The 22,534-nt window shown below is 64.5% G+C and carries 20 protein-coding genes, 1 tRNA gene and 1 pseudogene; 13 read left to right on the top strand and 9 right to left on the bottom strand.

Going from position 1 to position 22,534, the window contains the following annotated elements; translation table 11 throughout:
- Positions 1-87: 87 nt before the first annotated feature.
- Both AQ610_RS30705 and AQ610_RS32065 read left to right on the top strand, forming a co-directional pair.
- A complete protein-coding gene (locus tag AQ610_RS30705) occupies positions 88-768 on the top strand; it encodes a TetR/AcrR family transcriptional regulator (RefSeq protein WP_009915915.1) in 681 nt (226 codons plus the stop codon).
- A 63-nt stretch (positions 769-831) separates the two neighbouring features.
- Positions 832-1,131 (top strand): annotated as a pseudogene (locus AQ610_RS32065) (hypothetical protein); the annotation flags it as partial.
- Positions 1,132-1,189: 58 nt separating this feature from the next.
- Here AQ610_RS32065 and AQ610_RS30700 read toward each other — a convergent pair.
- From AQ610_RS30700 to AQ610_RS30670, 7 genes are all read right to left on the bottom strand, one after another.
- Complete coding sequence (locus AQ610_RS30700) at positions 1,190-2,251, bottom strand: helix-turn-helix domain-containing protein (RefSeq protein ID WP_015603307.1); 1,062 nt, start codon at positions 2,249-2,251, stop codon at positions 1,190-1,192.
- Positions 2,252-2,603: 352 nt separating this feature from the next.
- Entirely contained in the window at positions 2,604-4,235 is a 1,632-nt protein-coding gene (locus tag AQ610_RS30695) for an MDR family MFS transporter (protein WP_230479305.1), read from the bottom strand.
- A gap of 45 nt (positions 4,236-4,280) precedes the next feature.
- Positions 4,281-5,414, bottom strand: a complete 1,134-nt coding sequence (moeB, locus tag AQ610_RS30690) for a molybdopterin-synthase adenylyltransferase MoeB (protein ID WP_006028156.1) — start codon at positions 5,412-5,414, stop codon at positions 4,281-4,283.
- Positions 5,415-5,440: 26 nt separating this feature from the next.
- Positions 5,441-6,619, bottom strand: a complete 1,179-nt coding sequence (locus AQ610_RS30685; RefSeq protein ID WP_231749024.1) for a CE1 family esterase — start codon at positions 6,617-6,619, stop codon at positions 5,441-5,443.
- On the bottom strand, positions 6,559-7,368 hold the full coding sequence (locus AQ610_RS30680) for a redoxin domain-containing protein (protein ID WP_009915910.1): 810 nt from the start codon (positions 7,366-7,368) through the stop codon (positions 6,559-6,561). Before AQ610_RS30680 ends, AQ610_RS30685 begins: the two co-directional genes overlap by 61 nt.
- A 150-nt stretch (positions 7,369-7,518) precedes the next feature.
- The gene (locus tag AQ610_RS30675; protein WP_006028153.1) at positions 7,519-8,991 is read right to left on the bottom strand and encodes a coproporphyrinogen-III oxidase family protein; all 1,473 of its coding nucleotides are present in this window, start codon (positions 8,989-8,991) and stop codon (positions 7,519-7,521) included.
- Between the two features lie 106 nt (positions 8,992-9,097).
- Positions 9,098-9,706, bottom strand: coding sequence for a peroxiredoxin (locus AQ610_RS30670; protein WP_043282933.1), 609 nt, complete (start codon positions 9,704-9,706; stop codon positions 9,098-9,100).
- Positions 9,707-10,473: 767 nt separating this feature from the next.
- Here AQ610_RS30670 and AQ610_RS30665 point away from each other — a divergent pair.
- The 8 genes from AQ610_RS30665 (at position 10,474) to AQ610_RS30630 (ending at position 17,279) form a co-directional block, all read left to right on the top strand.
- On the top strand, positions 10,474-11,247 hold the full coding sequence (locus AQ610_RS30665; protein WP_006028151.1) for a class I SAM-dependent methyltransferase: 774 nt from the start codon (positions 10,474-10,476) through the stop codon (positions 11,245-11,247).
- Positions 11,248-11,266: 19 nt separating this feature from the next.
- A complete protein-coding gene (locus tag AQ610_RS30660) occupies positions 11,267-11,614 on the top strand; it encodes a hypothetical protein (RefSeq protein ID WP_009915906.1) in 348 nt (115 codons plus the stop codon).
- Between the two features lie 28 nt (positions 11,615-11,642).
- Positions 11,643-12,092 (top strand): SAM-dependent methyltransferase, encoded by a 450-nt coding sequence (locus AQ610_RS30655; protein ID WP_006028150.1) that lies wholly within the window; start codon positions 11,643-11,645, stop codon positions 12,090-12,092.
- A 37-nt stretch (positions 12,093-12,129) separates the two neighbouring features.
- Positions 12,130-12,963 (top strand): metal-dependent hydrolase, encoded by an 834-nt coding sequence (locus AQ610_RS30650; protein WP_006028149.1) that lies wholly within the window; start codon positions 12,130-12,132, stop codon positions 12,961-12,963.
- Between the two features lie 70 nt (positions 12,964-13,033).
- The gene (locus AQ610_RS30645) at positions 13,034-13,300 is read left to right on the top strand and encodes a MoaD/ThiS family protein (protein ID WP_009915902.1); all 267 of its coding nucleotides are present in this window, start codon (positions 13,034-13,036) and stop codon (positions 13,298-13,300) included.
- A gap of 5 nt (positions 13,301-13,305) precedes the next feature.
- A complete protein-coding gene (locus AQ610_RS30640; protein ID WP_045554714.1) occupies positions 13,306-14,541 on the top strand; it encodes an acyl-CoA dehydrogenase family protein in 1,236 nt (411 codons plus the stop codon).
- 3 nt (positions 14,542-14,544) lie between these two features.
- On the top strand, positions 14,545-15,375 hold the full coding sequence (locus AQ610_RS30635; RefSeq protein WP_006028146.1) for a hypothetical protein: 831 nt from the start codon (positions 14,545-14,547) through the stop codon (positions 15,373-15,375).
- Between the two features lie 293 nt (positions 15,376-15,668).
- A complete protein-coding gene (locus AQ610_RS30630) occupies positions 15,669-17,279 on the top strand; it encodes a xylulokinase (RefSeq protein WP_009915901.1) in 1,611 nt (536 codons plus the stop codon).
- Between the two features lie 132 nt (positions 17,280-17,411).
- Here the strand turns inward: AQ610_RS30630 and AQ610_RS30625 are convergent, their stop codons facing one another.
- Entirely contained in the window at positions 17,412-18,317 is a 906-nt protein-coding gene (locus AQ610_RS30625) for a membrane protein (protein ID WP_006028144.1), read from the bottom strand.
- Between the two features lie 183 nt (positions 18,318-18,500).
- On the opposite strand from AQ610_RS30625, the gene AQ610_RS30620 reads away from it, so the two are divergent.
- Positions 18,501-19,922, top strand: a complete 1,422-nt coding sequence (locus AQ610_RS30620) for a pyridoxal phosphate-dependent decarboxylase family protein (protein ID WP_009915900.1) — start codon at positions 18,501-18,503, stop codon at positions 19,920-19,922.
- 436 nt (positions 19,923-20,358) lie between these two features.
- Here AQ610_RS30620 and AQ610_RS30615 read toward each other — a convergent pair whose 3' ends face one another.
- Complete coding sequence (locus AQ610_RS30615) at positions 20,359-21,114, bottom strand: TerC family protein (RefSeq protein ID WP_009917315.1); 756 nt, start codon at positions 21,112-21,114, stop codon at positions 20,359-20,361.
- Between the two features lie 138 nt (positions 21,115-21,252).
- On the opposite strand from AQ610_RS30615, the gene AQ610_RS30610 reads away from it, so the two are divergent.
- Both AQ610_RS30610 and AQ610_RS30605 read left to right on the top strand, forming a co-directional pair.
- Entirely contained in the window at positions 21,253-22,134 is an 882-nt protein-coding gene (locus AQ610_RS30610; protein WP_006028141.1) for a LysR family transcriptional regulator, read from the top strand.
- Between the two features lie 151 nt (positions 22,135-22,285).
- Positions 22,286-22,362, top strand: a tRNA-Val gene (locus tag AQ610_RS30605).
- Positions 22,363-22,534: the final 172 nt, after the last annotated feature.

Here is a 22,534-nt window from a genome sequence, read left to right as displayed (position 1 = left end):
GAAACTCGCCGATAATCGCTCGAATGACGGGCGTCGCCGCGGCTTCGCGGCGGCGAGCGCCGGTTCGAAACATCGCATTGTGATTCCATGAGCGCCATACCTCAGGCCGCGCGCAAGCGCGGGCGTCCCGTGAAGGGCGAGAGCGCGACGCTGCGCGACGAGCTGATCCTCAAGTCCGCGAAGCTGTTCCGCACGCAGGGATACGAACGAACGACGGTCCGCGACATCGCCGCAGCAGCAGGCGTGCAGGCGGGAAGCTGGTTCTATTACTTCAAGACGAAGCAGGACATTCTCGTTGCCGTGATGGAGCAGGGGATGTCGAACGCGCTCGCGCGGATCGAGGCGCTCGACGTCGAGAACCTGCCCGCGCGCGACGCGTTTCGCGCGCTCGTGCACACGCACTTGCAGACGCTCGTATCGCCCGATCACGATTTCATTCCGGTGCTGCTGTACGAATGGAAGTCGCTCGACGAAGCGATGCAGGCGAAGGTGCTGAAGCTGAAGGATCGTTACGAGGCGGTATGGGACGGCGTGATCGCACGGCTGCGGGCGGCGGGCGACTGGCCCGCGCCGACGCCGGTCGACCGGTTGCTGATGTTCGGCGCGTTGAACTGGGTCGCGCAGTGGTACAAGCCGGATGGGGCGCTGGGGCTCGACGCGCTCGCCGATCATGTGGTGCAGTTCCTGTTGCGCACGGGAGCGCCGCCGCCGCAAGCGCCAGCGGCCGCGAGCGCGGCGAAGAGAAAGCGCGCCGCGAAAGCGGGCTGACGCGGGCGAACCGCTTTTCGTTCGATGTCCGGATCGTTGCGGCGCCGGCCGTGAAAACGCGTTCGGCAAGCCGCGGGCAGCCGGCGGCTCAACAGCGCGACCAGTGGCCCCGACGACAATTTCAGGCCGCCGCTTTCTGCGACGGTGACGGGTTCGGGACGCGCGTACTTCCATTCGGCTCCGGCGTCGGCTTGCGTCACCAGGCGCATTTTTGTCGTACCCGGCGATATCGTGACGGTCTACAAGCCGTACAAGCACTGGTATCAGGTGATGTACGTGAACGACAAGACCGGCGAGGCTTTCGAGGGGCGGGTCGAGGAGCGCCGCCTGCGCCTGGGCGACCATTTGGGCGGCGGGCAATAGGCGGCCGCGCTCGATTGTCGCGAGCGACGATGCGGCGCGATACGGCGAGTTCGCCTTCTCAGGAAGCTCCAGTGGGAAAGTGGCGCCGCTCGTTGAAATCGAGCGGCACGTCGTGTTGCGTTGCCTTGCCGTTGCCCGAGCGCGGCTTGACCGCGGTATTCCGCCTGATCTCCGACGGCGCGCAGCCGAACTGACGTTTGAACAATTTCGCGAACGAGGAGTTGTAGCAAAACCCATAGCGGTCGGCGAGTTCGGAAATCCGGATGCGGGATTCGGTCGAGTGTCTCAGGATGTAATAAATCTTTCTCAGTCGAAGAAGTTTGATGTATTCGGCGACGCCCAGATTTTCCCTCGAAAATAATCGATATAGCGCGGCGCGCGAGAGGCCGATGTCATGGCAAATGGAATCGACGCACAATTTCGGCGATTCCAGATGGTTGTTGATGTAGGTTTTGACTTTCCTGGTCAATTCGATTTCCAGGTTCGTTCGAACGGGCCCGATAGGGTCGTGGGCCGCAGATGTCGCGGCCAGCAGCATATTCAGCGTGACGTCGCCGATGGCTTTCGATTCGGCATGGGAGATGGCGCCGACGTGCTCCGCGAGACCGACGATGTACTGGGAGGCGAGCGACGCCATCAGCCCGGAAAATACGGTGCCGTGCCGCGAGGAGAGATCGATGGGGATGAAATTGCGCGGAACGATCAGGATGACGACGTCGCCGGACTGAACGTCGATGCACAGCGGCCGAGCCGGGTCGGCAAAGAAGAGCTGTCGGGCGTCGATGCGAACGATGCCGGTTTCGGATGTCGACTGCCACGCATGCTCGCGGGAGGCGCAGAAGAAATAGTGATCGCAATCACTGCAATGGGTGCGCTGTATGGTCCGGATGGCCTCATGTGTGACGAGGCCGTTCGAGATTGTCGCCGGGTAGCGAAGCGTGCCGAGCATCAGGCTGCCGACATGCGCGCCGCTGAAAAAACTGTCCGGCCCCGCAGGCGCGGCGGCGTCAGTCTGACCCCGCCGGAGATCGTCCATCGCGTCCTGATTTTGCGAGGGTTCGGATTCTTTGCTCGCATCGAATTTTATATTTGGAAATCGATATATTTCTACATTATCCATGTCCCTCTCCAAGACCGGATGATTCGATTGAATTAATAGTTCTATTGGATTTCTATATTTATATGCGAAATCGATATTCGGGGACGTATTTGTCGACCGTCGCATGGAACCGATGCGGTTCGCCGGTCCGTGCGCAAGATCGCACTTCCACCGCGTGGGCGCGGCTCATGGGACGTACCACCGACGATGAGGTGGCGCGCGACGCGCGCAAAAGCCCGGCGCGCGGATGCGCAATGCTGGACGCATCGGCGCAGCCGGCCGCCGATGGGCGTCGCCGTCGCGCCGATTTCCGCGTCGATCGTCGCAAGGGCCGTCGCGTGCAAAACGGAAGGGGCGTTGTGGCCGAGCGGGCTCAATCATGTGCGGGCGCTCCCTGGGCGTCAGGCGGCGCGTCGTCCCGATCCACGAGCGCAAGCTCGGGCAGCCGTAACAGCACGACAAGGGCGAGCGCGACGATCGCCGAGCCGACCGCGAACGTTTCGGCGATCGAACTGCGGTAGATGTCCGCCAGGCCGCCGGCCGCCTGGTGGATCGGGCCGCTTAGATGATGCCCAGCGAGCGCCGTGCGCGCCGCGGCTTCGGTGGCTGGCAACTGACTCGCGATGATCGCGCTCGATCCGGCAATCCCGACCAGCCCGCCCAGCGAGCGAAAGAATGTCAGCATCGCGGTGCCGACGCCGCGCTGCGCGACCGGCAGCGCGTTCTGGACCGCGACTGTCATGTTCGGCATGACGAGACCCAGTCCGATTCCGAGCATGAAGACGCAGGGCTCGATGAACCAGTAGCTGAGGCGGGTCGAGATGGACCAGGCGAGCAGCGCGAACGCCACGATGGCGATCGACAGTCCCGCCATTTGCGTGGGCTTGTAGCGGCCTATGCGCGCCAGGATGCGGCCGCCCATCACCGACGAGATGACCGCGCCCAGCATCAGCGGCACCATCAGCAGGCCCGATTCGGTCGCTCCCGTCCCGCTGACGAGCTGCGAAAACAGCGGCAGGAACAGTGTCGCCCCGAACAGGCCCATGAATGTCAGCGACATCACGATGCACGCGATGTTGAACACCGTGTTGTCGAACAGGTTCGGGGGCAGGATCGGCGCCGCTGTGCGCCGCAGGTGGACAAGCAGTGCCGCGGTCAAGACCAGGCCGGCACCCGCGCTGCCATAGACCTGCGGCGAGTGCCACGGCCATGCGGAGCCGCCCAGCGAGAGCACCAGCAGAAACGCCGTGACGGCCGCCGTCATCAGCAGCGATCCCAGGTAATCGATTCGCTGCGCGCCGCCGGGCCGCCCGGGGCGCAGCTTGCGGACGATGTTGTACAGCGCCGCGCCGCCTACCGGGAGATTGATCAGGAAAATCCAGTGCCACGACAATGCATCGGTGATCACGCCCCCCAGCAGCGGGCCCATCACGCTCGTCGCGGCGAAAACCGCAGCGATGCCGCCTTGCTTGTGCCCGCGCTGTGCGGGCGGAATCAGATCGGCGATGATCGTCTGGCTCAATGGCAGGAAAGCCCCCGCGCCCAGGCCCTGCACCACGCGCGCCGCGATCAGCTCCGTCAGGCTTTGCGATAGGCCGCACAGCAGCGAGCCGACGAGGAACACCACCACCGCGATGAAGATCATCCGCTTGCGGCCGAACTGGTCGCTGAGCTTCCCGTAAAGCGGCATCGACGTGGTGGAGGACAGCACGTAGGCGGTCACGATCCACGAGCTCTTGGCGATGTCGCCGAGATCGGACATGATGCGCGGCAGCGCGGTTGCGACGATGCTCTGATCGAGCGTGCCGAGGCCGATGACCACCATCAGGGCCCAATAGATCGTGCGGATTTCGCGCGCGCTCGGCGGCGCGTCAGGTATCCGGCGTAACGCGTGCCGCGCTGGCGGACGCGCGGGTTCTCTCGAAAGCGGGACGTCGTTGATGCGGGAGGCCGGGGCGTTGGCGAGCGGGCCGGATCGTGCCGACTTCCTGAATGGCTTTCCCATTTGCTCTCCCTTGGTTCATCGAAACGACACGTCAGAGCGCCACGATCAATAAATCGGCATCGCGGGATCGACGCAAGCCGCCCAGGCGCGGATGCCGCCCGACAGGCTTCGCACGTTCCCGAAGCCGGCCTGGCGCAGGAGCGCGGCGGCCGTGCTGCTGCGCTTGCCCGCAAGGCAATAGACGATGATGTCCGCGGCGGGATCGACCTCGTGCAGGCGCCCGCTCAGAACACTCATCGGGATGTGCTTTGCGCCTTCGATCCGGCAGATTTCCCACTCGTTCGGATCGCGCACGTCGAGCAGCGTCAATTTGATCGACGGATCGCTCAGCATCGATTGCAATTCCGCCGCCCCGATTTCTGCGGTCTCGGGAAGCGGCATTCCGCAAGCGGGCTGAGCGGCCTGCTCGCGCACCAGGTCGCGAATGATGGGGCGGGCGCCGCAGATCGGGCAATCCGGATCCTTGGCGAGCCGCAGTTCGTGCGTGCGCATGCTCAGCGCGTCGAACGTCAGCAGTCTTCCGATGAGCGGCGTTCCGATGCCCAGGATCAGCTTGATGACCTCCGTTGCCTGAACGACGCCGAGCAGGCCGGGCAGCACGCCGAGCACCCCGCCCTCGGCGCAGTTGGGGACTTCGCCGGGAAGGGGCGCCTCGGCGAACAGGCATCGATAGCAAGGGCCGTGCTTCGCGTGGAATACCGTCGCCTGCCCGTCGAACCGGAAAATGCTCGCATGGACGTTCGGCTTGTCGAGCAGGACGCAGGCGTCGTTGATCAGGTAGCGCGTGGGGAAGTTGTCGCTGCCGTCGGCGATGATGTCGTAGCCGGCGCAGATGTCCAGCGCGTTGTCGGGCGTCAGCATCGCGTCGTGAACGACAATCTCGATTTCAGGGTTCTGCGCGTTCAGCTTCTCCTTCGCCGATATCACTTTTCTGCGGCCGACGTCGCACGTGTGATGGAGGATCTGTCGCTGCAGGTTGCTGACGTCTACGACGTCGCTGTCGACAAGACCGAGACGTCCGACTCCCGCCGCCGCCAGATAAGTGGCGAGCGGCGATCCCAGACCGCCCGTGCCGACGCACAGTACGCTGGCCGCCTTCAAGCGGCGCTGCCCATCCATTCCTATCTCGGGCATGATGAGGTGCCTGCTGTAGCGCTTGATCTCATTATTGGACAGCATAAGATACTCCGTCTCGTCAGCAATGTTTAGCGTTGAGCCAGCTCCACGCACCGGGACGTTCGATGCGACGGCCGGTACCGGTTCGCTGCCCCGCGAGGCCGTGGCGACGGTTTCTCGCGGGTCAGCCTGACTGCATCGACCTTTGCTTCGGCGCGGCCGCGCGCGCGGTTCGCCGCGATCGTGCGGAAGAAGCGCCAGATTTCAAGCGGCGCGTCGACCGCGGTGCTGGTTCTGCCGAACAGGCGCGGGAACGCGTAGCGCGGCTGGGGAATCGTGTGTCCGCCGCCGTGAATCGTGATCAGCACGTTCTCGTCGCCCCATGCATCTCGCACCGCGTGGGTCTTGCGATCCCGGGGAAATAGGTCGCTCGCTTCGTCGCGATGGTGCTCGGCGTCGGGGCGGGCGAACGAGCGCGCGGTCTCCTCGGCGGACAGTACTGGACCGAGCGCACGCAGGCCGTATGGCGAGAGTTCGCCGCCTCGGTACGGATTGATCGGATCTGCCGTGCCGCTGATCGTCATCATCGGCACCGCCACGCGCCTGCCAGCGTGTCTGCAATCGGCCGGCGCGGGCCGATTGGCCGAAATCGCGGCAAAGCCGGCGAGGTCGTCCGTCATCTCGAGCGCGAGGCGAAAGCACATGTGCCCGCCGTTCGAAAATCCGACAACGAAGACGCTGGATCGATCGATCCCATAAACGGATTCAAACCATGCGATTATTTCTCGCGTGAAGCTGACATCGTCGACGTTGCGTCGCGTCGCCGCGTTCTTGCGCCCTTTCTGGCAGGTATTCCAGTTGCCGCCGACGCCGCGCGGATAGGCGAGCGCAAAGCCGTTCGCGTCGGCTAGCGCGTCGAATTCGAACGCCGTGTATTTCCGGATCTGTTCCGGCGTACCGGAGCCGCCGTGAAAGACGATGACGAGCGGCGCATTCGGAGGCAGGGACGGCGGCGTGACATGCAGGAATGTGCGGACCGTGTCGCCGACGCACAGCGATTCGAGGCGCGCCGGCGGCGCCGGCTGTCGGTCCGGCGAACGCATCCGGCTTCTGCGGAGGGTGAATGCGCAGACGCCTGCGAGCAAGCTCGCAAGCGTACCCAAGACGACGGTGGTCGGATGCATGTCGATGGACGATCGTGGCCGGTTCAGAAGTTCTGCCGCGCAATCCGCTCCGCGTCGGCGAGCTCGTGCGCGAGCGCGAGCCATCGTGTCGCCGAGAGGAACGTCTGCCTGGTTTTCGTCGGATTGAGTCGCCGCACGTCCGCAGCCACGAGATTCCCGTTCCGGTCGAACAGGAAGCCGCTCTCGTGCGGCAGCAGCATGCCCCACACGCGATGCGACAGCGGCGGGGCGATGCGAACGCCCATCGCTTGAAACAAGTTGCCGTCCGGATCCGCGGCGAATGCGAGCGAGATGCCCTTTGCGCGCCACCAGTCGTCGTGACGGCGGGCGCTGACGGCCAGAACGGCAACGCCGAGGGTTTCCAGGCGACGGGCCACCGTTGAGAGATCGGCGAGATGAAGCCTGGAGTAGGGACACCAACTGCCTCGATACAGAATGAGCAGCAGCGGCCGGCCGTTCGCGAATCGCGCGAGATCGATCGGATGATGGCCGAGGCGCGCCCATCCGTTCCCGGAGCGCGGAGGAGAAACCGCATCGGTTTCGCCGTCGGCTGGCTCGGCGATGTCGTGCCGGCCTTGGACGGATGCGGGAAGTTCCAGGTCGCGCTTCAGCACATCGTCCGGTGTCTCGGTGAGCGGATACAGCGATCGCTTCATGAAGGCGTCCACCGAAAACGCCCAATCCATCCGGCTGCCCGTGCGGTAGTGCAGCCAGAGCAACGGAATGAGCAGAAAACGGATGCCGACCCACACGCCGGCAAGCGGAGTCCGCACCGCGGCGACGAACGGGGAGTGACGGCGAATGCGCGGTTCGTTGGATGTTGTCACGATCATGGGCACGGAATGTCGGCGCTGAGTCCGATCGTCAGGCGGCGTTTCCCGACCGCGCGGCCGCGTTGCGCGCGAATCGGCTGGGCGGCCGACGCGATTCGCTCGCGATCGGCCGTCCGGCCGGACGGATTACCGGCGTGCGAAGGCCGGCGTTCAGGCCACCTTGTTGCAGACCGCGGTGGTGAACGAACCGATGCGCTCGTGCAGGTACACCGAGATGATTTCTTCGTGCAGCGCTTCTCCGTTCAATGTGGGCAGGAATGCGTTGCCGTTGTCGGTCGACCGGATCAGGCCCTTGGACAGGAGTTCCGAGAAGACGGTCTTGAAAGGCTCGTCCTCGACGAGATCCACGCCGTATTCGCGCCTGAAGCGGTCGATCTCGATCGGCTGACGGGATTTGTACGCGAAACCGAGCGCGGTGCCGACGGCCTGATTGCCGGTAAGCAGACGCCCGAAGGCGAGCGGCGGCGTGTCGCTCGATTCCATGTGATGGAGGTAGCCGCTGATGTCTGAGCTGTTGTGCGTCTGGATCACGCTCCGGTTGGCGCCCGCGAGCCAGCCGTATGCGCCGGGGCCGAACGCCAGCATGGTATCGAAGCGCTGCCACTTGTTGCGGGACACGCGAGGAATGTTGCCTTCGCGATACGTGCCGGGCAGGCTCCACCATCCGCATGGGCTCGGTTGATAGCCGTTTCGCACGAGATGCTCGACCGCGCGCTCGCGCATCTCGTAAGTCGCGCCCAGCGTCGGAAACAGGCCTTGCTCGACGAGCCGGTTGCGAACCTTGGGCACGTTCCACACTGCCCGGTTGCCGATCCCCATTGACTGCCGATCCGCGTTGCGCAGCCGATAGATCGTGATGGTCGGGACCTCGAGTTCGACGAGCGTGCGCAGATCCTCGGAGACCGTTTCGGGCGTCTGATGCGGAAGGCCGAACATCATGTCGACGTTGAATGGGAAGCCGGTACTGCGCAGGTTGAGGATCGCCTGGCGCGACATGTCCGGCGTATGGCCGCGATTGGTGAACTGGTTCACCTCCGGCGTGAAGGATTGCACGCCGACGCTGAAGCGGTTGAACCCGATGTCGCCGAGCGCTCGGACCTTGTCGATGTCGCAGAAATTGTCCGGATTGCCTTCGATGTTCAGCTCGCATTCCGGCGTCACGTGGAACGTCGACCGGACGTGATCGAGAATGCGCTTCAGATGCGCCGGAGTGAGGACAGCGGCCGTGCCGCCGCCGATATAGAAGGATTCGATCAGCGCGCCGGTGACCCACGGAACCTGCCGGGCGTACAGCGTGGACTCCTTGATCAACGCATCCGTCCAGCGATCGAGCTGGGCGCCGCGCGATGTCGGCGAGGCGAGCTGCTTGACGTAGTTGCAGAAGTGACAGATGTATTCGCACAGCGGAAAGTGATAGTACAGATGCGCGGGTTTGCCCTGCCCGGGATGTTGCTTGTAGCGCTCGAACAGCGCATCGGGCTCGAGGCGCTCACCGTAGTTCGCGGTGACGTTGATGTTGTAGTCGTCCCGTTCGATCTGCAGTTCCGGGTGCCGGTCGAGAAGCGCGCCCAGATTGGGCTCGTATTCGATCGTCTCCGGAAAGTCACACGCTCTGACGTTCATTGAGGCCTCTCAGTTGATTGTTGTCGCACGACGACTGTGTGATGGAACGGGGCCGTCGCCCCGCACTGTTCGGATCGACGGCGGGGAGCGTCGCCCGGCGGCTTCTTCAGCGCGCATTCGTGTTGTCCGCCGACAAGCGTCGAACCCACGCGAGCGCCTGTTCCGCATGCTCGACCGCACTCGCGCCCGCGATCGTGGCGGCCACCTTGCCGTGCGGGGCGATGACGAACGTCGTGCGCGGCACTCGGTCATGGTCGTTGGGATCGCCGCGCGTGTCGGTTTTGCCGGGAGGGGCGGGCTCGACGGCCAGGCCGAAAGCGCGGGCCACCCGGCCTTGTGCATCTGACGCGACAGGAAACTTGCCGCCGCAGTACTGGGGATCGGCCGAGAACGCATGCAGTCGTTCGATGCTGTCGAGCGACACGCCGACGATCGAGGCGCCCGCGGCGGCGAACTGGTCGATGTCGCGGGCGAACGCGTGCGCCTGGGTGTTACATCCGCTCGTGAAGGCGGATGGGTAGAAATAGACCACTACGGCGCCTTTGCGCAGCGCGTCCTTCAGCGCGTAGTTCAGCGGGCGGCCTGCCCGGGAGGCAGGCAGGGAGAAGTCGGGAACGGCGTCTCCCGCTTGCAGGACGGCCTGCGCCTGCGGGAGATCCTGTGCATGGGGAGCGATATCGCGAGATCCCACCGAGGTGGATTGATGGCTCTGCATATTTGATGATCCGAAATATTTTCTTCCGTCGAACATGGCCCGCCGAGTGCCGAGCGGGAACATGTATTCCCCGTGCGGTGCGCGAGCCGCGGCGCGAGCATTTTATTGAGTCGCCTAATTGATTTTGTGAGCTGAATCAACCCTATTTGTCGGGGGTTTCATTCATCGATTTATTCCTGATGGATAGACTAAGTAAAGTCGTCGTTACGTGTTAGCTCGTTTTGTCTCAGAAAGATGTGGATTTGTCTCACTCGGCAATCCGTCGATCGTCAGCGAAATTGGAGAGAAATCATGTTGATTGAACTCGAGGCGCGGCGCGTACGACGGCGCTGACGCATTGCAGCGATGCCGGCGGCCGGCGGAGAGCGTGCGCCGTTCGGGCGAGAGAAATGATTTTGCGAACCTCTTGTGACGGCGCGGCATGGGTGTCGAACGCGCAGGATGAAGCGGGGTCGAAAAGTTAAATGTGAAAGTTGATCGTTCGTAAATGATTAAAGTAATTGCTTGCGGGCGTCATCTTTTCGGACGGATTTCCGTGACCGGTTTTGCCCGCGATTCATGCAATGCCGGCGTGAGACAAATTGGCATCTTTCTGAGACAAAACGAACTGTCTGCGCGGCGGCGATTTAATTTAGTCTGTGTGCGAAGTGATACGTCGGATTTGCAATGCCGGGCAGCGTTTCCGCCGGAGCGAAACACCATCGGTCGGCGGCGCGCGACGAAGGCCTTGTCAGGTTGTCTTGATCGGATAAACGGGAGCCACACCCATGTCGTCTACGCACGCGAGCGCAAGATTCGACGCGATTGCTGACAACTACGCGAGCAGCGAGGTTCACGAGACCAGTCCTTCTCTCACGATGCTGCGTTCGCTCAGCAACGGGCGGACGGACCTGGACGTCTGCGACGTCGCGTGCGCCGCCGGACATTCGGCGTTCGCGTTTCTGGGACGCGCGAAATTGATGTGCGGCGTCGATCCGTCGCCCAACATGCTGCGCAACTTCGTCGCGCTGGGTCAGGCCAGAGGGGCGCCAGTCCGCGCGGTCGAGGCGTATGCCGAATCGATGCCGCTGCCCGATCGGGGCTTCGACTTCGTGGTTTGCCGGTTGGCCGCGCATCACTTCCACGACATTGCTCGGGCCCTCGCCGAATTCCGGCGCATTCTCCGGCCCGACGGCAGCGTCGTCATCATCGATCTGCAAGGCGACGACGATCCCGAATGCGACGGCGTGAACCATCAGTTGGAGGTGCTCCACGATCCGACCCACATCCGCAGCTATACCATTGCGCGCTGGCGCGAACTGCTCGAGAACGCGGGGCTGCGCGTCGAGACGCTGGAGCGCGACCTCACCGAGCGCCCGGGCGGGGTCGGTCTCGCGCGCTGGTGCGATATCGCCAACTCCGGCGACGCCGCGCACGCGGCGATGGTCGCGCTGCTCGACGGGACGCCCCAGGCGACGCTCGACGCGATCGGCGTGCGCCGTGACGACCGGGGCTACACGGTGCCCGTCCGGACCTGCTTCATCGAAGCACAAGCTCGATAAGACGATTCCCGAGCCAACCATGCCTGTCATTCACATCCTGCATCGACACACCGGAGACGGCGTGTCATTGCTTCTGCAGCAGGTCTGCGAAGCCGTGTGCGCCGTATCCGATATCCCGCTCGACAAAGTCTGGGCGTTCTGGCATCCCGTCGATCCCGCGCTGGCCTGGCGCGCGGACTGGAACCGAGAGCCGGGGGGCGGGCCGGTTGTCAGGATCTTCTGCCGCCGCAGTCATTCCTCCGCACGGGTGCAGGGCATCGTGGCCGCGGTGCGGTCGACCCTGGCCGCCGCGCTCGGATGCGGTTTCTCTTCCGTGTTTGTTCAAGTCATCCGCGTTGAAGACGAGGAGGTATTCAGTGTCGGCTAGTCAAATCACCATGGTTCCGATCGGCAGGGTGGCGTCGCCGCGTGTCGAGTTGATCGACGATCACTGGGGGGCGATCGAGTCGGCGATCACGATCGATTCGCCTGCGCTGTCGGACGACGCGCTGATGGGGCTCGATACGTTCAGTCACATCGAGGTGATCTATCACTTGAATCAGGTGCCTTCGCAAGAGATCGAGCGGGGCGCGCGGCATCCGCGCGGGCGCGCCGATTGGCCGAAGGTCGGGATTCTCGCGCAACGCGCGAAAGGGCGCCCGAACCTGATCGGCGTGTCCCGCTGCCAGTTGCTGTCGGTCGAAGGCCGCACCTTGCGCGTGAGGGGGCTCGATGCCGTCGACGGCACCCCCGTGCTGGACATCAAGCCGTACCTGGAGGAGTTCGGACCGATCGGAAGGGTCAGCCAGCCTGCCTGGAGCCACGAGGTCATGAAGGACTACTACATCCTGCAACCTTCCGAGTGAGGGAGCCGGTCGCCGCGGCGGCCGCCCGATAAACGCCATGCGCCCACAGCCTGAAAGAGTCATTCCGGTTCGCCGGGTTCGACCGCGTTTCGACGTCGTCGAAGGCCGCCTGTGGTTCGGCGGCGATCGGTTCCGCACGGCGCTGTTCAACGCGTACACGCTGCTGCTGTGCGACGAATTCGAGTTCGTCGCCATCGCGCGCGATTACCTTCCCGCGATACGCGACGAGCATCTGCGGCGCCAACTCAAATCATGGCTGGGGCAGGAAGCCTCGCACGGAGTCCAGCACCGGAAGGCCTGCGATTATCTGGATCGTGTCGGCCTCCGGTACCGCGGCTTTCACAAGGTCGAGAACTTTCTCGTATTCCGGTTCCTGTTTCCGCTTCTCGGCCGGAAACTTCGCATCGCGTTGATCGCGGCGCTCGAGCATCTCAATACGCTGATGGGCGAGATGTGCCTGCGCCGGCCGGATTACTTCGCGCGGGCGAACCGCGAACTTGGCCTGCTGCTGAGCTGGCATTTCGCCGAGGAAATCGAACATCGCGCCGTGATCCATGACGTCGCGGACGCGGCCGGCGTGGGCTACGTCACCCGGATCGCCGTCGGCGCTTTCGCGTTCGCGCTCTATACCGGAGTGCTGTTCGCGACCACTTTCTGGTTCGCCGTCCAGTCTTCGGACTTGTTGCGGCCGTCCACGTATGCCCAGTGGTTTCGCTTCATGTTTGTCGACGAGCGCTTCGCACAGTTCATGCTTGCGTATGCTCGTGCATACCTGTCGCCGCATTTCCACCCGCTGAAGCGCGATTCCGACCATTTCGCCGAGGCGGTGTTCCGGCGCCTGACCCCGGCGAGAACGGCCGCAGGCGGATGAGCAAGCACATCGGCGCCGTTTCGCATCGCTTCGTCGTAGTTCGAGCATGACCCCATCCGGAGGAATCGCCATGAATATCGTATTGTCAGGCGTGCTGCAGAAATACGCGCAATATCAGCGTGAGCACTCGCTGGCCGCGGAAACGGTTCAGGAGGCCATCCAGTTGCTGGTGGGACGCTTCCCCGCGATGGGCAACGTGCTGCTGGATTCGGCCGGTCATCCTCGCAAGGTGCACCGCATGTTTCTGAACGGCCATCAGATTTCGCCCGAACAAGTCGGCCAATGCGTGAAGCAGGAGGACAGGCTGGAGATTCTGACCGCGATCGCGGGAGGTTGACGCGCATGCTCGCCCCTCAATTGGACGTGATCGCGCCGGGCAGGCCTGTGTCGCGGCACGCGGACGGGCCCTTCGAGCTGCCGCCGCCCGAGGACGCGACGCGCGATGCGACGAGCCGCTGGGTCGACCGGTTCTCCAGCGATCTGCTCGACGAGGTGTCGAACGAGGCCGGACAACTGGACCGGGCCGGCGCGACGCTCCGGCGCGAGGTGATGATCGAGGCGGCGCGCCGCGGATTGCTCGGAGCGTCGTTGCCGCGTCACGTCGGCGGCCTCGGCATGTCGCTGCTGGGCTGGGGGCACGCGCTCGAGCGTGTGGGCTATCTGTGCGACGACGCGTCGTTTGCGTTGAACATCAGCCTGTTTCAGTCCGTGGCCAACATGCTCGTTGCGAGCGGCAACGCCGGGCTGATCGAGCGCTATGTTGCGCCCGTCTGCACCGGCGAGCGGCTCGTCGCGTTCGCCTACACGGAAGAGGCGGACGCGTTCAGCATGAAGAGCATGCTGCGCGCACATCGCGGCGACTACGTGGTGAACGGCGCCAAGGTCATGGTGACGGCCGGTGCGATGGCCGACAGCTACATGACGTATGTGATGAACGAAGCCACCGACGACATGGCGGTCGTCATGATCGACCGGGATGCGCCGGGCGTTCACGTGCAGCCGATCGAGACGATGGGCCTGCGCGCGAGCGGCCTTGCCGCGGTTCGCTTCGATTCCGTGCGCGTGCCCAAGGAACAGTTGCTGCTCGCGGAGAACGGCCTGGACCACGTGCAGAATTTTCTGAATCCGCGCCGCGGCATTCTGTGTTGCGCGCCGATCGGGCGCATGCAGCGTATCGTGGACGAGTGCGTGAAGATGTTGTCGGAGACTGTCCGGCACGGCGCGCCGCTGACGAGCATGCAACTGATACAGGCCCGGCTCGGCCGGATGCAGATGAAGGTCCACATTTCGAAGGCGCTCGTCGATCCCGCGCTGGACTGGCTGGACCAGAACGCGGCGAACAATCATCTCGAGGAGATCGTGTCGGCGGCCAAGCACGAGATCACCGAGCATGCGATTGCCGTCGCGCTCGACTCCATTCGGCTCACCGGCGCGCGCGGCTATGCGCATGCGAATCAGTTCGAGCGTTATCTTCGCGATTTCTGCGGATTGATCTCCGGCGCCGGTTCGCAGGACGTGCTGGAGGTCAACATGGGCTTACTTGCGGTTGCCCGCGCGGCGGGCCGGACGACGGGATGAAAAATGGCGCGCTATTCCACCCTGCAGGTTCTCAACGATACGAGTCTCTTCGATTCTCGCCAGTTGCTGCCGCGAAGCGTGCTGGCGTGCACGATGAGAGTTTGGGCGCAATGGCTGAAGGATCACCTTCGCCCCTTTCCACAACTCATTCGGGAATTCGGATTCGGCGTCGTCGTCGTGCGTCAGAGCATCCGTTACGAACGGCCCTTCAGTTTCTTCTCGGCCGACGAGTTCCTGGTGCATTGCACGATATCGGTACGCCAGAAGCGTCACTTGTTGCTCGGCGATGTCCAGTTCATGAACGGCGACGAGCGCTTCGCGCATCTGCAGTGCGCGATGCGGCCGCTCGCGATCGAGCACGGCAGCGACCTGGGCGCAATGCCGGCTCGCGTCGAGGGGGCGGTGCTGGACATGTTCCTCCCCGACGAGATCTCAAATGACGCAGTGGAGCGGCCGCTGCGCAAGACACTGGGTGCGTTGTCGGCGGCATCGGCGATCGCCACGGCGACGCGCGCGATCCGGATCTGCCGGCACGATTCCGAAGCGGCGGACCAGTGGTCATATATAGAAGTCGTCGCGAATGCCGCGAGCGCCCGCGAGGCGATGATCCTCGAGGCAAATCCGGCGGAGCGCCGTGAGTTGCATGCCGGGCTGGCCGCTCCCCTCGGCGGCATCGAGATCGAGATCGACCGGCCGCTGTTTCTGTTCGATTCCGCCGAAATCCATTCGACTGCCTATCGAATCGGAGATTGCCTCACGTTCGTGCATGTCTATCGATCGAGCGTAGGGGGCAGTCACGAACACGCGACGGTCGTCGAGCGATTTGCGATCTGATCGCCGAGCCGCCGGTGTGGAGACGGCGAACTCGATGGAGGCAAATTCCCGGCTAAAGGCGTGTCGAGATAAAAGGAAAATCCAGATGCGCAACGATCGCGAAAGGGACAATCGTCTCCGTTGAGCCATCGCCCGCGTATCGCCGAATGCCGGTGTTGCCCGGCGCCTGCCGATGTCCTGCTGACCAGTCGGACACCGTTGCCTCGTTTTCGCGCGAGCGCGCTTCCCATCGCGGGTATCCCGAGCGCCGCCGCCGAACCCTTTCGCGGCGCTCTCTCGACTATGCTTCAAACATGTATCGCAACGTCCCGACGAAAGGAGGCGCGATGGCCGAACCCGGACCCTGCGTGCTGGCGATCGATCTCGGCACGAGCGGCCCGAAGGCCGCCGTCGTTTCGCTCGACGGGCGCGTCGTCGCGGCGGCGCGCGATGCGGTCGCGACGCTGCATACGCCGGGCGGCGGCGTCGAGCAGGACCCGTTCGACATCTGGCGCGCGGTCAGGCGTGCATGCCGCGTCGCGCTGCGTGCGTCGGGCGTCGCGCCGCGCGACGTGCTCGCGGTCGCGTGCAGCAGCCAGTATTCGTCGATCGTGCCCGTCGGCGCCGACGGCGCGCCTGTCGCGAACATGATGCTCTGGCTCGACCGGCGCGGCGCGCCGCGAGCGATGCGCGGCCTCGCGGATCGTCCGTTGCGCGCCGATTCGCTGCTGCGGCAGTGGCGCTGGTTGCGCGTGCACGGTCTGCCGCCCGTCGAAGGCGGCATTTCGCTCACGCACATGCGCTATCTGAAGTATGCGAACCCCGATGTCTACGCGCGCACCGCGGCGTTCCTCGAGCCGATGGACTATCTGAACCTGCGCTTCACGGGGCGCGCGTGCGCGAATCAATGCACGGCGTTCATGTCGCTCGCGGTCGACAACCGCAGCCTGAATGCGACACGCTACGATCCGCGGCTCGTGCGCTATTCGCGCATCGACGCGGACAAGCTGCCCGAGCTGCTGCCCGTCGATGCGTTCGTCGGCCGCGTGCTGCCCGACGTTGCCGACGAGCTCGGCTTGCCGCGCGACACGCCGGTGGTTGCGGGGCTGAACGACACGCAGGCCGGCGGCATCGGCGCGCACGCGTTCGCGGGCGATCATGCGGCGCTGTCGATCGGCAGCTCGAGCGTGATGATCGCGCACGTGCGATTCAAGCGCACCGACATCCGCCATGCGATCCTCAGCATGCCGAGCCCGGTGCCGGACACGTATTTCGTGATGGCGGAGAACGGCATCGGCGGCGCGGCGTTGAAACACTTCATCGAGCAGCAGGTCTATGCGGACGATCCGTTCGGCGCGCTGCCGCGCGACGATTGCTTCGCACGCCTGCAAAAGGCGATCGACGCGACGCCGCCCGGCAGCGGCGGCGTGATGTTCATGCCGTGGCTTGCGGGATCGCTCGCGCCGCGTGCGGATGCGTCGATGCGCGGCGGCTTCGTCAATCTCGGGCTCGATGCGACGCGCAGCCATCTCGCGCGCGCGGTGCTCGAAGGCGTCGCGATGAACCTGCGCTGGTTGCGCGGTCCCGTCGAGGCGTTCGCGAGGCGGCGCTTCTCGCATTTCGTGTTCTACGGCGGCGGCGCGGTGTCGGATGCGTGGTCGCAGATCGTCGCGGACGTGCTGGACGCGCCCGTTCACCGCATCGAGCAGCCGCAGTACACGACGTGCGTCGGCGTCGCGCTGCTTGCGTTCGAGCGGCTCGGCCTGCTCGGTTTCGATGACTTCGCGTCGCGCGTGCGGATTCACGGCGTCTGCGAGCCGAATCGCGCGAATGCGGCCGTCTATGCGGAAATGTCGACGCAATTCGTCGAGGCGTTCAGGCGCAATCGGCCGATTTTCAGGGCGCTGCAGCGCATTTTTCAATGAATCGATTTCGCATCGAAACAAGCAATCTCGATGAACGTCGATCGGTGAATCGCCTGATATGTTTTTTCGGCTTCGACGATGCGCGTTGCGCGCTTTGGCCGGCAATGCGCCGAACGCGCAACGGCGGGCTGCTCAGCCCGGCGCGTAGCACACGAGCCAGTCCTTGACGTAATAGCACTTCCAGCTCGCGTTGATCGGCAGGTTCAGCGAAGGCGGCGGCGGCGTGGCCGGCGTCGGCTTCGGATCGTTCGGACCGCTCGCGCGGCTCGGCTGGTCGACGGACACCGGATACGGCACGTTCGCGAGGATGCCGCCATACTGCTTGCCGAGAACGAAGCCGACGGGCGTCACCAGCATGTAGGCGCCCGGATTGCCCGAGGTTCCCGTCGACCAGACCGGCTGCCCCTTGTTGTAGACGACGAGATTGCCGTCGGGCTGCATCGCGACGCTGTCCGACGCAAAGCTCTTGTTCCACAGGTAATAGGTGACGTTGTTGAAGATCTGCAGCGATTGGCGTCCGTTGAGCACCGGGAAGTTCAGGCCGAACGGATAGCCGATGACCGTCGCGAGCGCGCCGCTGTTCGGCGTGACCGATGCGAACGGCCAGGTGAACGAAGGATAGCCGCCCTGCGGCGGATAGATCGCGACGACGCCGAAATCCTCGACGACCGCGTATGAGCCCGGAATGGGCGCGGGCCCGTAATACCAGTTGCTCCAGACGACGTCGTTGCCCGAATAGAAAGCGAGCCGGCCGTCGGTCTGCATCACGAGCCGGTCGCCCGTGCCCACGTAGAGCGCGCCCTCGGGTTTCGTTCCGTAGATTTGCGACATCGAGCTCGCGCCCCATGCCTGCGTCGGGAACCTGTAGTGGAAATAGAGCTTGCCGCTCGCGGCGTCGATGCCGAATGCGAAGTTGCCGTTGTTCGATATCGCGTATTGCCCCGCGACCAGTGTGCCGCCCGATGGAATGATCGCCCCCGCCATTGCAGACATCGATGAAAACAGCATCAACACGAGCGCCAATGCGATTTTTTTCATGAGATGTTCCTGTTTTTTATTAGGATGTCGTTCAAGCATAGCGTGAACGAAAGGAACTTCCAGGGAATTTTTAATGTGTTAATCAGGCAGCCTCAATTCGATCGGCGAGGCCGGATCATCCGACGTGCCGCCGACATCGACGCAAGTCCGCACGCCGATGCCGGCCTCGAACAGGAGGGCGTCATGGATCTCGAAGAAGGCATCAGGCGGCTCTATCCTTATGCAGCGGAATTCGGCGCGATGCACGGATTTCCCGAACATGGGATGCCGCGCGAGCGCTTGCTCGAAGAGCTGCGCTCGATGGCCGCGCGCGAAGATCGCAAATGGGAGAACGGCCGCTGCTCGGGCACGATGTACTGCGGCGACCACGAACATTATGCGTTCCTGAATGAAGCGTACGGGCTCTTCAGCCACGTGAACGCGCTGCAGCGCGACCTGTGTCCGAGCATGAACCGGATGGAAAGCGAGATCGTCGAGATGACGGTCGCGCTGTTGCACGGTGAAGCCGTGCAACAGCATGACGGCTCGCATCGCGCATGCGGTGCGCTGAGCCTCGGCGGCACCGAGAGCATTCTGAATGCGACGCTCGCGTATCGCGAGAAAGCGCGCGCCGAGCGCGGCATCGAGCGGCCGCGGATGATCTGGCCGGCGTCCGCGCATCCCGCGTTTCGCAAGGCCGCGCATCTGTTCGGCATCGACGTGATCGTCGCGCCGATCGATCCCGACACGATGCGGGTCGACACCGATTTCGTGAGCGATGCGATCGACGCCGATACCGTGATGCTCGTCGGCTCGGCATGCAATTACCCGTACGGGACGATCGATCCGATCGAAGCGTTATCGGAGATCGCTGTCGAAAAGAAGGTGTGGCTGCATGTCGACGGCTGCCTCGGCGGCTGGATGCTGCCGTGGGGCGAGGAACTGGGTTATCCGAACATTCCGGCATTCGATTTTCGTCTGCCGGGCGTCACGTCGATTTCGGCCGATACGCACAAGTTCGGCTACGGCCCGAAGGGCGGCTCGGTGCTCGCGTGGCGCGACGCGAGCTTTCGCCGCCACCAGTACTTTCTGATGACCGACTGGGTGGGCGGCGTCTACGGCTCGCCCGGCCTGGCCGGGAGCCGCTCGGGCGGGCTGATCGCGGCGACGTGGGCGGCGCTGCGCAGCCTCGGGCGCGAAGGCTATCGGGCGCGCGCAAAGGCGGTCTTCGATACGGCGTTCGACATGCAGGCCGCGGTTCGCGCGATCCCGGAGCTGCGTGTGCTCGGCAAGCCGACGTTCTGCTTCGCGTTCGCATCGGACGCGTTCGACGTCTATCACGTGAACGACTACATGCGTCGGCACGGTTGGCGCTTCAACGGGCTTCAGCATCCGGACGCGCTGCACATGTGCGTGACGGGGCCGCAGACGCGGCCGGGCGTCGCCGAGCGGTTCCGGCAGGATCTCGGCGAAGCGGTCGACTATGCGCGACGCCATGCGCACGCGCGTGCGCAGTCGAGCGGCGTCTACGGCGGCGATTCGGCCGGGCTCGATTTGCGTGACGACGCGCAGGCGAGAGCGTTCTTTACGCAGGTGCTCGATCTGTTTACCGACTGTCCGATCTAGGGTCTGTTTACATACGGAACGCCCATGCGTTGCCACGAGAACGGCCGCTCGCGAGGCGCGCGACGCTGCGAATACTGGACGTATTCGCAAGGAGCGCAACGCGGCGAGCGGCCGTTCTCGTGGCAACCCCAAACTTGAAATTCATTCCAGGGGAATGCCCGAAATCGCCCGTAGGGCGGCGTCGCTCGTCGCTTGTTTGGCTCGGCCAAACCGCGCTCCTCGCTTCTTGCCCTACGGGCGATTTCGGGCATTCGCATGGGCGTTCCGTATGTAAACAGACCCTAGGGCGCGGATTCGGACACTGGACCGCGATGCATGAAGCCGGGCGTGTCGGCGGCGCATCGCGGCCGACGCCGCGCGCCGAGTCGTGCCGTCGCCTATTCGCGTCGCGCGGCCCGATCGAGCCGGACCGGGCAACCGTTCACGTCGCGCCGCGTCAATGCGCGGCGATTCGCTTCGCGCGCTTGTCCTTCGCGCGCCGCGCCAGCATGTTCATTCCCTCGACGAACGCGGAGAACGCCATCGCCGCGTAGATGTACCCCTGCGGCACGTGCGAGCCGAAGCCTTCCGCGATCAGCGTCATGCCGATCACTATCAGGAAGCTCAGCGCGAGCATCACGATGGTCGGATGGCGATCGATGAAGCGCGACAGCGGGCCGGACGCGAACAGCATCACCGTGACGGCCGCGATTACCGCGACGAACATGATCGGGATGTGCGTCGTCATGCCGACCGCGGTGACGATGCTGTCGATCGAGAACACGATGTCGAGCATCAGGATCTGGCTCACCGCCGCCCACATCGTCAGGCCGGCGCCGTTCGTCGAGCTGCCTTCGTTCGCGCCGTCGTGCGATACGTGATGATGCATTTCCTTCGTCGCCTTCCAGACGAGGAACAGCCCGCCCGAGATCAGGATCAGGTCGCGCCACGAGAACGCGTGGTCGAACAGCGCGAACACCGGTTCGGTGAGCCGCGCGATCCACGCAACGGTGCCGAGCAGCGCGAGACGGAAGATCAGCGCGAGCCCGATGCCGAGGCGCCGCGCGCGCTCGCGCCGCGCTTCGGGCAGCTTGTTGCTCAGGATCGAGATGAAGATCAGGTTGTCGATGCCGAGCACGATTTCCATTGCGACGAGTGTCACGAGCGCGGCCCAGACAGCGGGATCGGCGGCGAGGGTCAGCAGGTAGTCCATGATCGTGGTGGTTTGGGCGGATGGATCGCATGTCGAAGCCGTGATGATCGGCGCTTTCATGTTTCGTAAAAATCAGTTGAAATCTGACTTATGATTCGGTTTTTACGAAGTGTCGATGACGACGGAGCGAGGGGCGCGATGCTGAATTTTCGCCATCTGTATTACTTCTGGGTCGTCGTGAAGGAAGGCGGCTTCGCGCGCGCGGCCGAGCGGCTAGACATGGCCGTGCAGACGATCAGCGCGCAGGTGCGCGAGCTGGAAAGATCGATCGGGCACCAGTTGCTGAAGCCGGCGGGGCGCGGCGTGACGATGACGGAAGCCGGGCAGGCCGCGTTCGCGCGCGCCGAGGAGATCTTCCGGATCGGCCAACTGATCGAGGACGAGGTGCGCGAAGCGGCGCGCGGCGAGAGCGCGCGGCTCGCGGTCGGCCTGACGGACGGCATCTCGAAGCTCACCGCGCACGCGGTGCTCGCGCCCGCGCTCGCGGCGCCGTCGCTGCGGCTGCTGTGTCACGACGGCGAATACGAGGAATTGCTTGCCGAACTCGCGCTGCATCGGCTCGATCTCGTGCTCGCGGGCGAGCCCGCGCCGCGCCGCGTGAACCTGCGGCTCGCGAGCGAGCGGATCGTTGCGTCGCCCGTCGACTGGTACGGGCCGACGGCGATCGCGTCGGCGGCGCGCGGCCGCTTTCCGCAGTGCCTGGCCGACCTGCCCGTGCTGCTGCCGACGGTGCACGCGGCGCTGCGCGCGCGGCTCGACCGCTGGTTCGACGCGCACGGAATCCGGCCGCGGATCGTCGGCGAGTTCGAGGACAGCGCACTGATGGCCGTGTTCGCCGCGCGCGGCCTCGGCGTGTTTCCGCTCAGCGAGCCGGGCGCGGGCGACGTCGCGCTGCTGCGCGGGCTGCGGCGGCTCGGGCGCGCGGAAGGCGTGACCGAGGAGATCCATGCGATCCGGTCGCATCGCGGCCAGCATCATCCGCTCGTCGCGCAGGTGCTGGCCGCGGCGGCGAGGGGGTGAGCGGCGCCGCGTCTTTCCGAGCGGGCGGGCCGGCCCGCCGGCCGCGCGATCGGCCGCGCGCGGTCTTGTCGCCGTCGAGCGATCGATCGGAGAATTTTCTAAAAAGAGCTTGTGCGCCCGCAAGAGGCTCTCTATAATTCGCGCCTCACACAGGCTCGTAGCTCAGTTGGTTAGAGCACCACCTTGACATGGTGGGGGTCGTTGGTTCGAATCCAATCGAGCCTACCAACGCATATCGGACGCGGATGAACAGCGCAAAAGCCCTGGCGGGCGAGCGCCTTCATCCGCGTTCTTCTTCATCCGGCGCAGGCCGCGCGTCCGCCGTCCCGGCAGGGCGGCAGGTCTTTCGGCATCCTTCGTTTTTCGCCGTTTCGTTCGGCATGGTGCGCGGGCGCATCGG

This window comes from Burkholderia humptydooensis, from assembly GCF_001513745.1.
GTDB classification, from domain to species: domain Bacteria; phylum Pseudomonadota; class Gammaproteobacteria; order Burkholderiales; family Burkholderiaceae; genus Burkholderia; species Burkholderia humptydooensis.
Note: the sequence above shows the minus strand (reverse complement) of the source record. Positions and strands in the feature narration are given on the sequence as shown.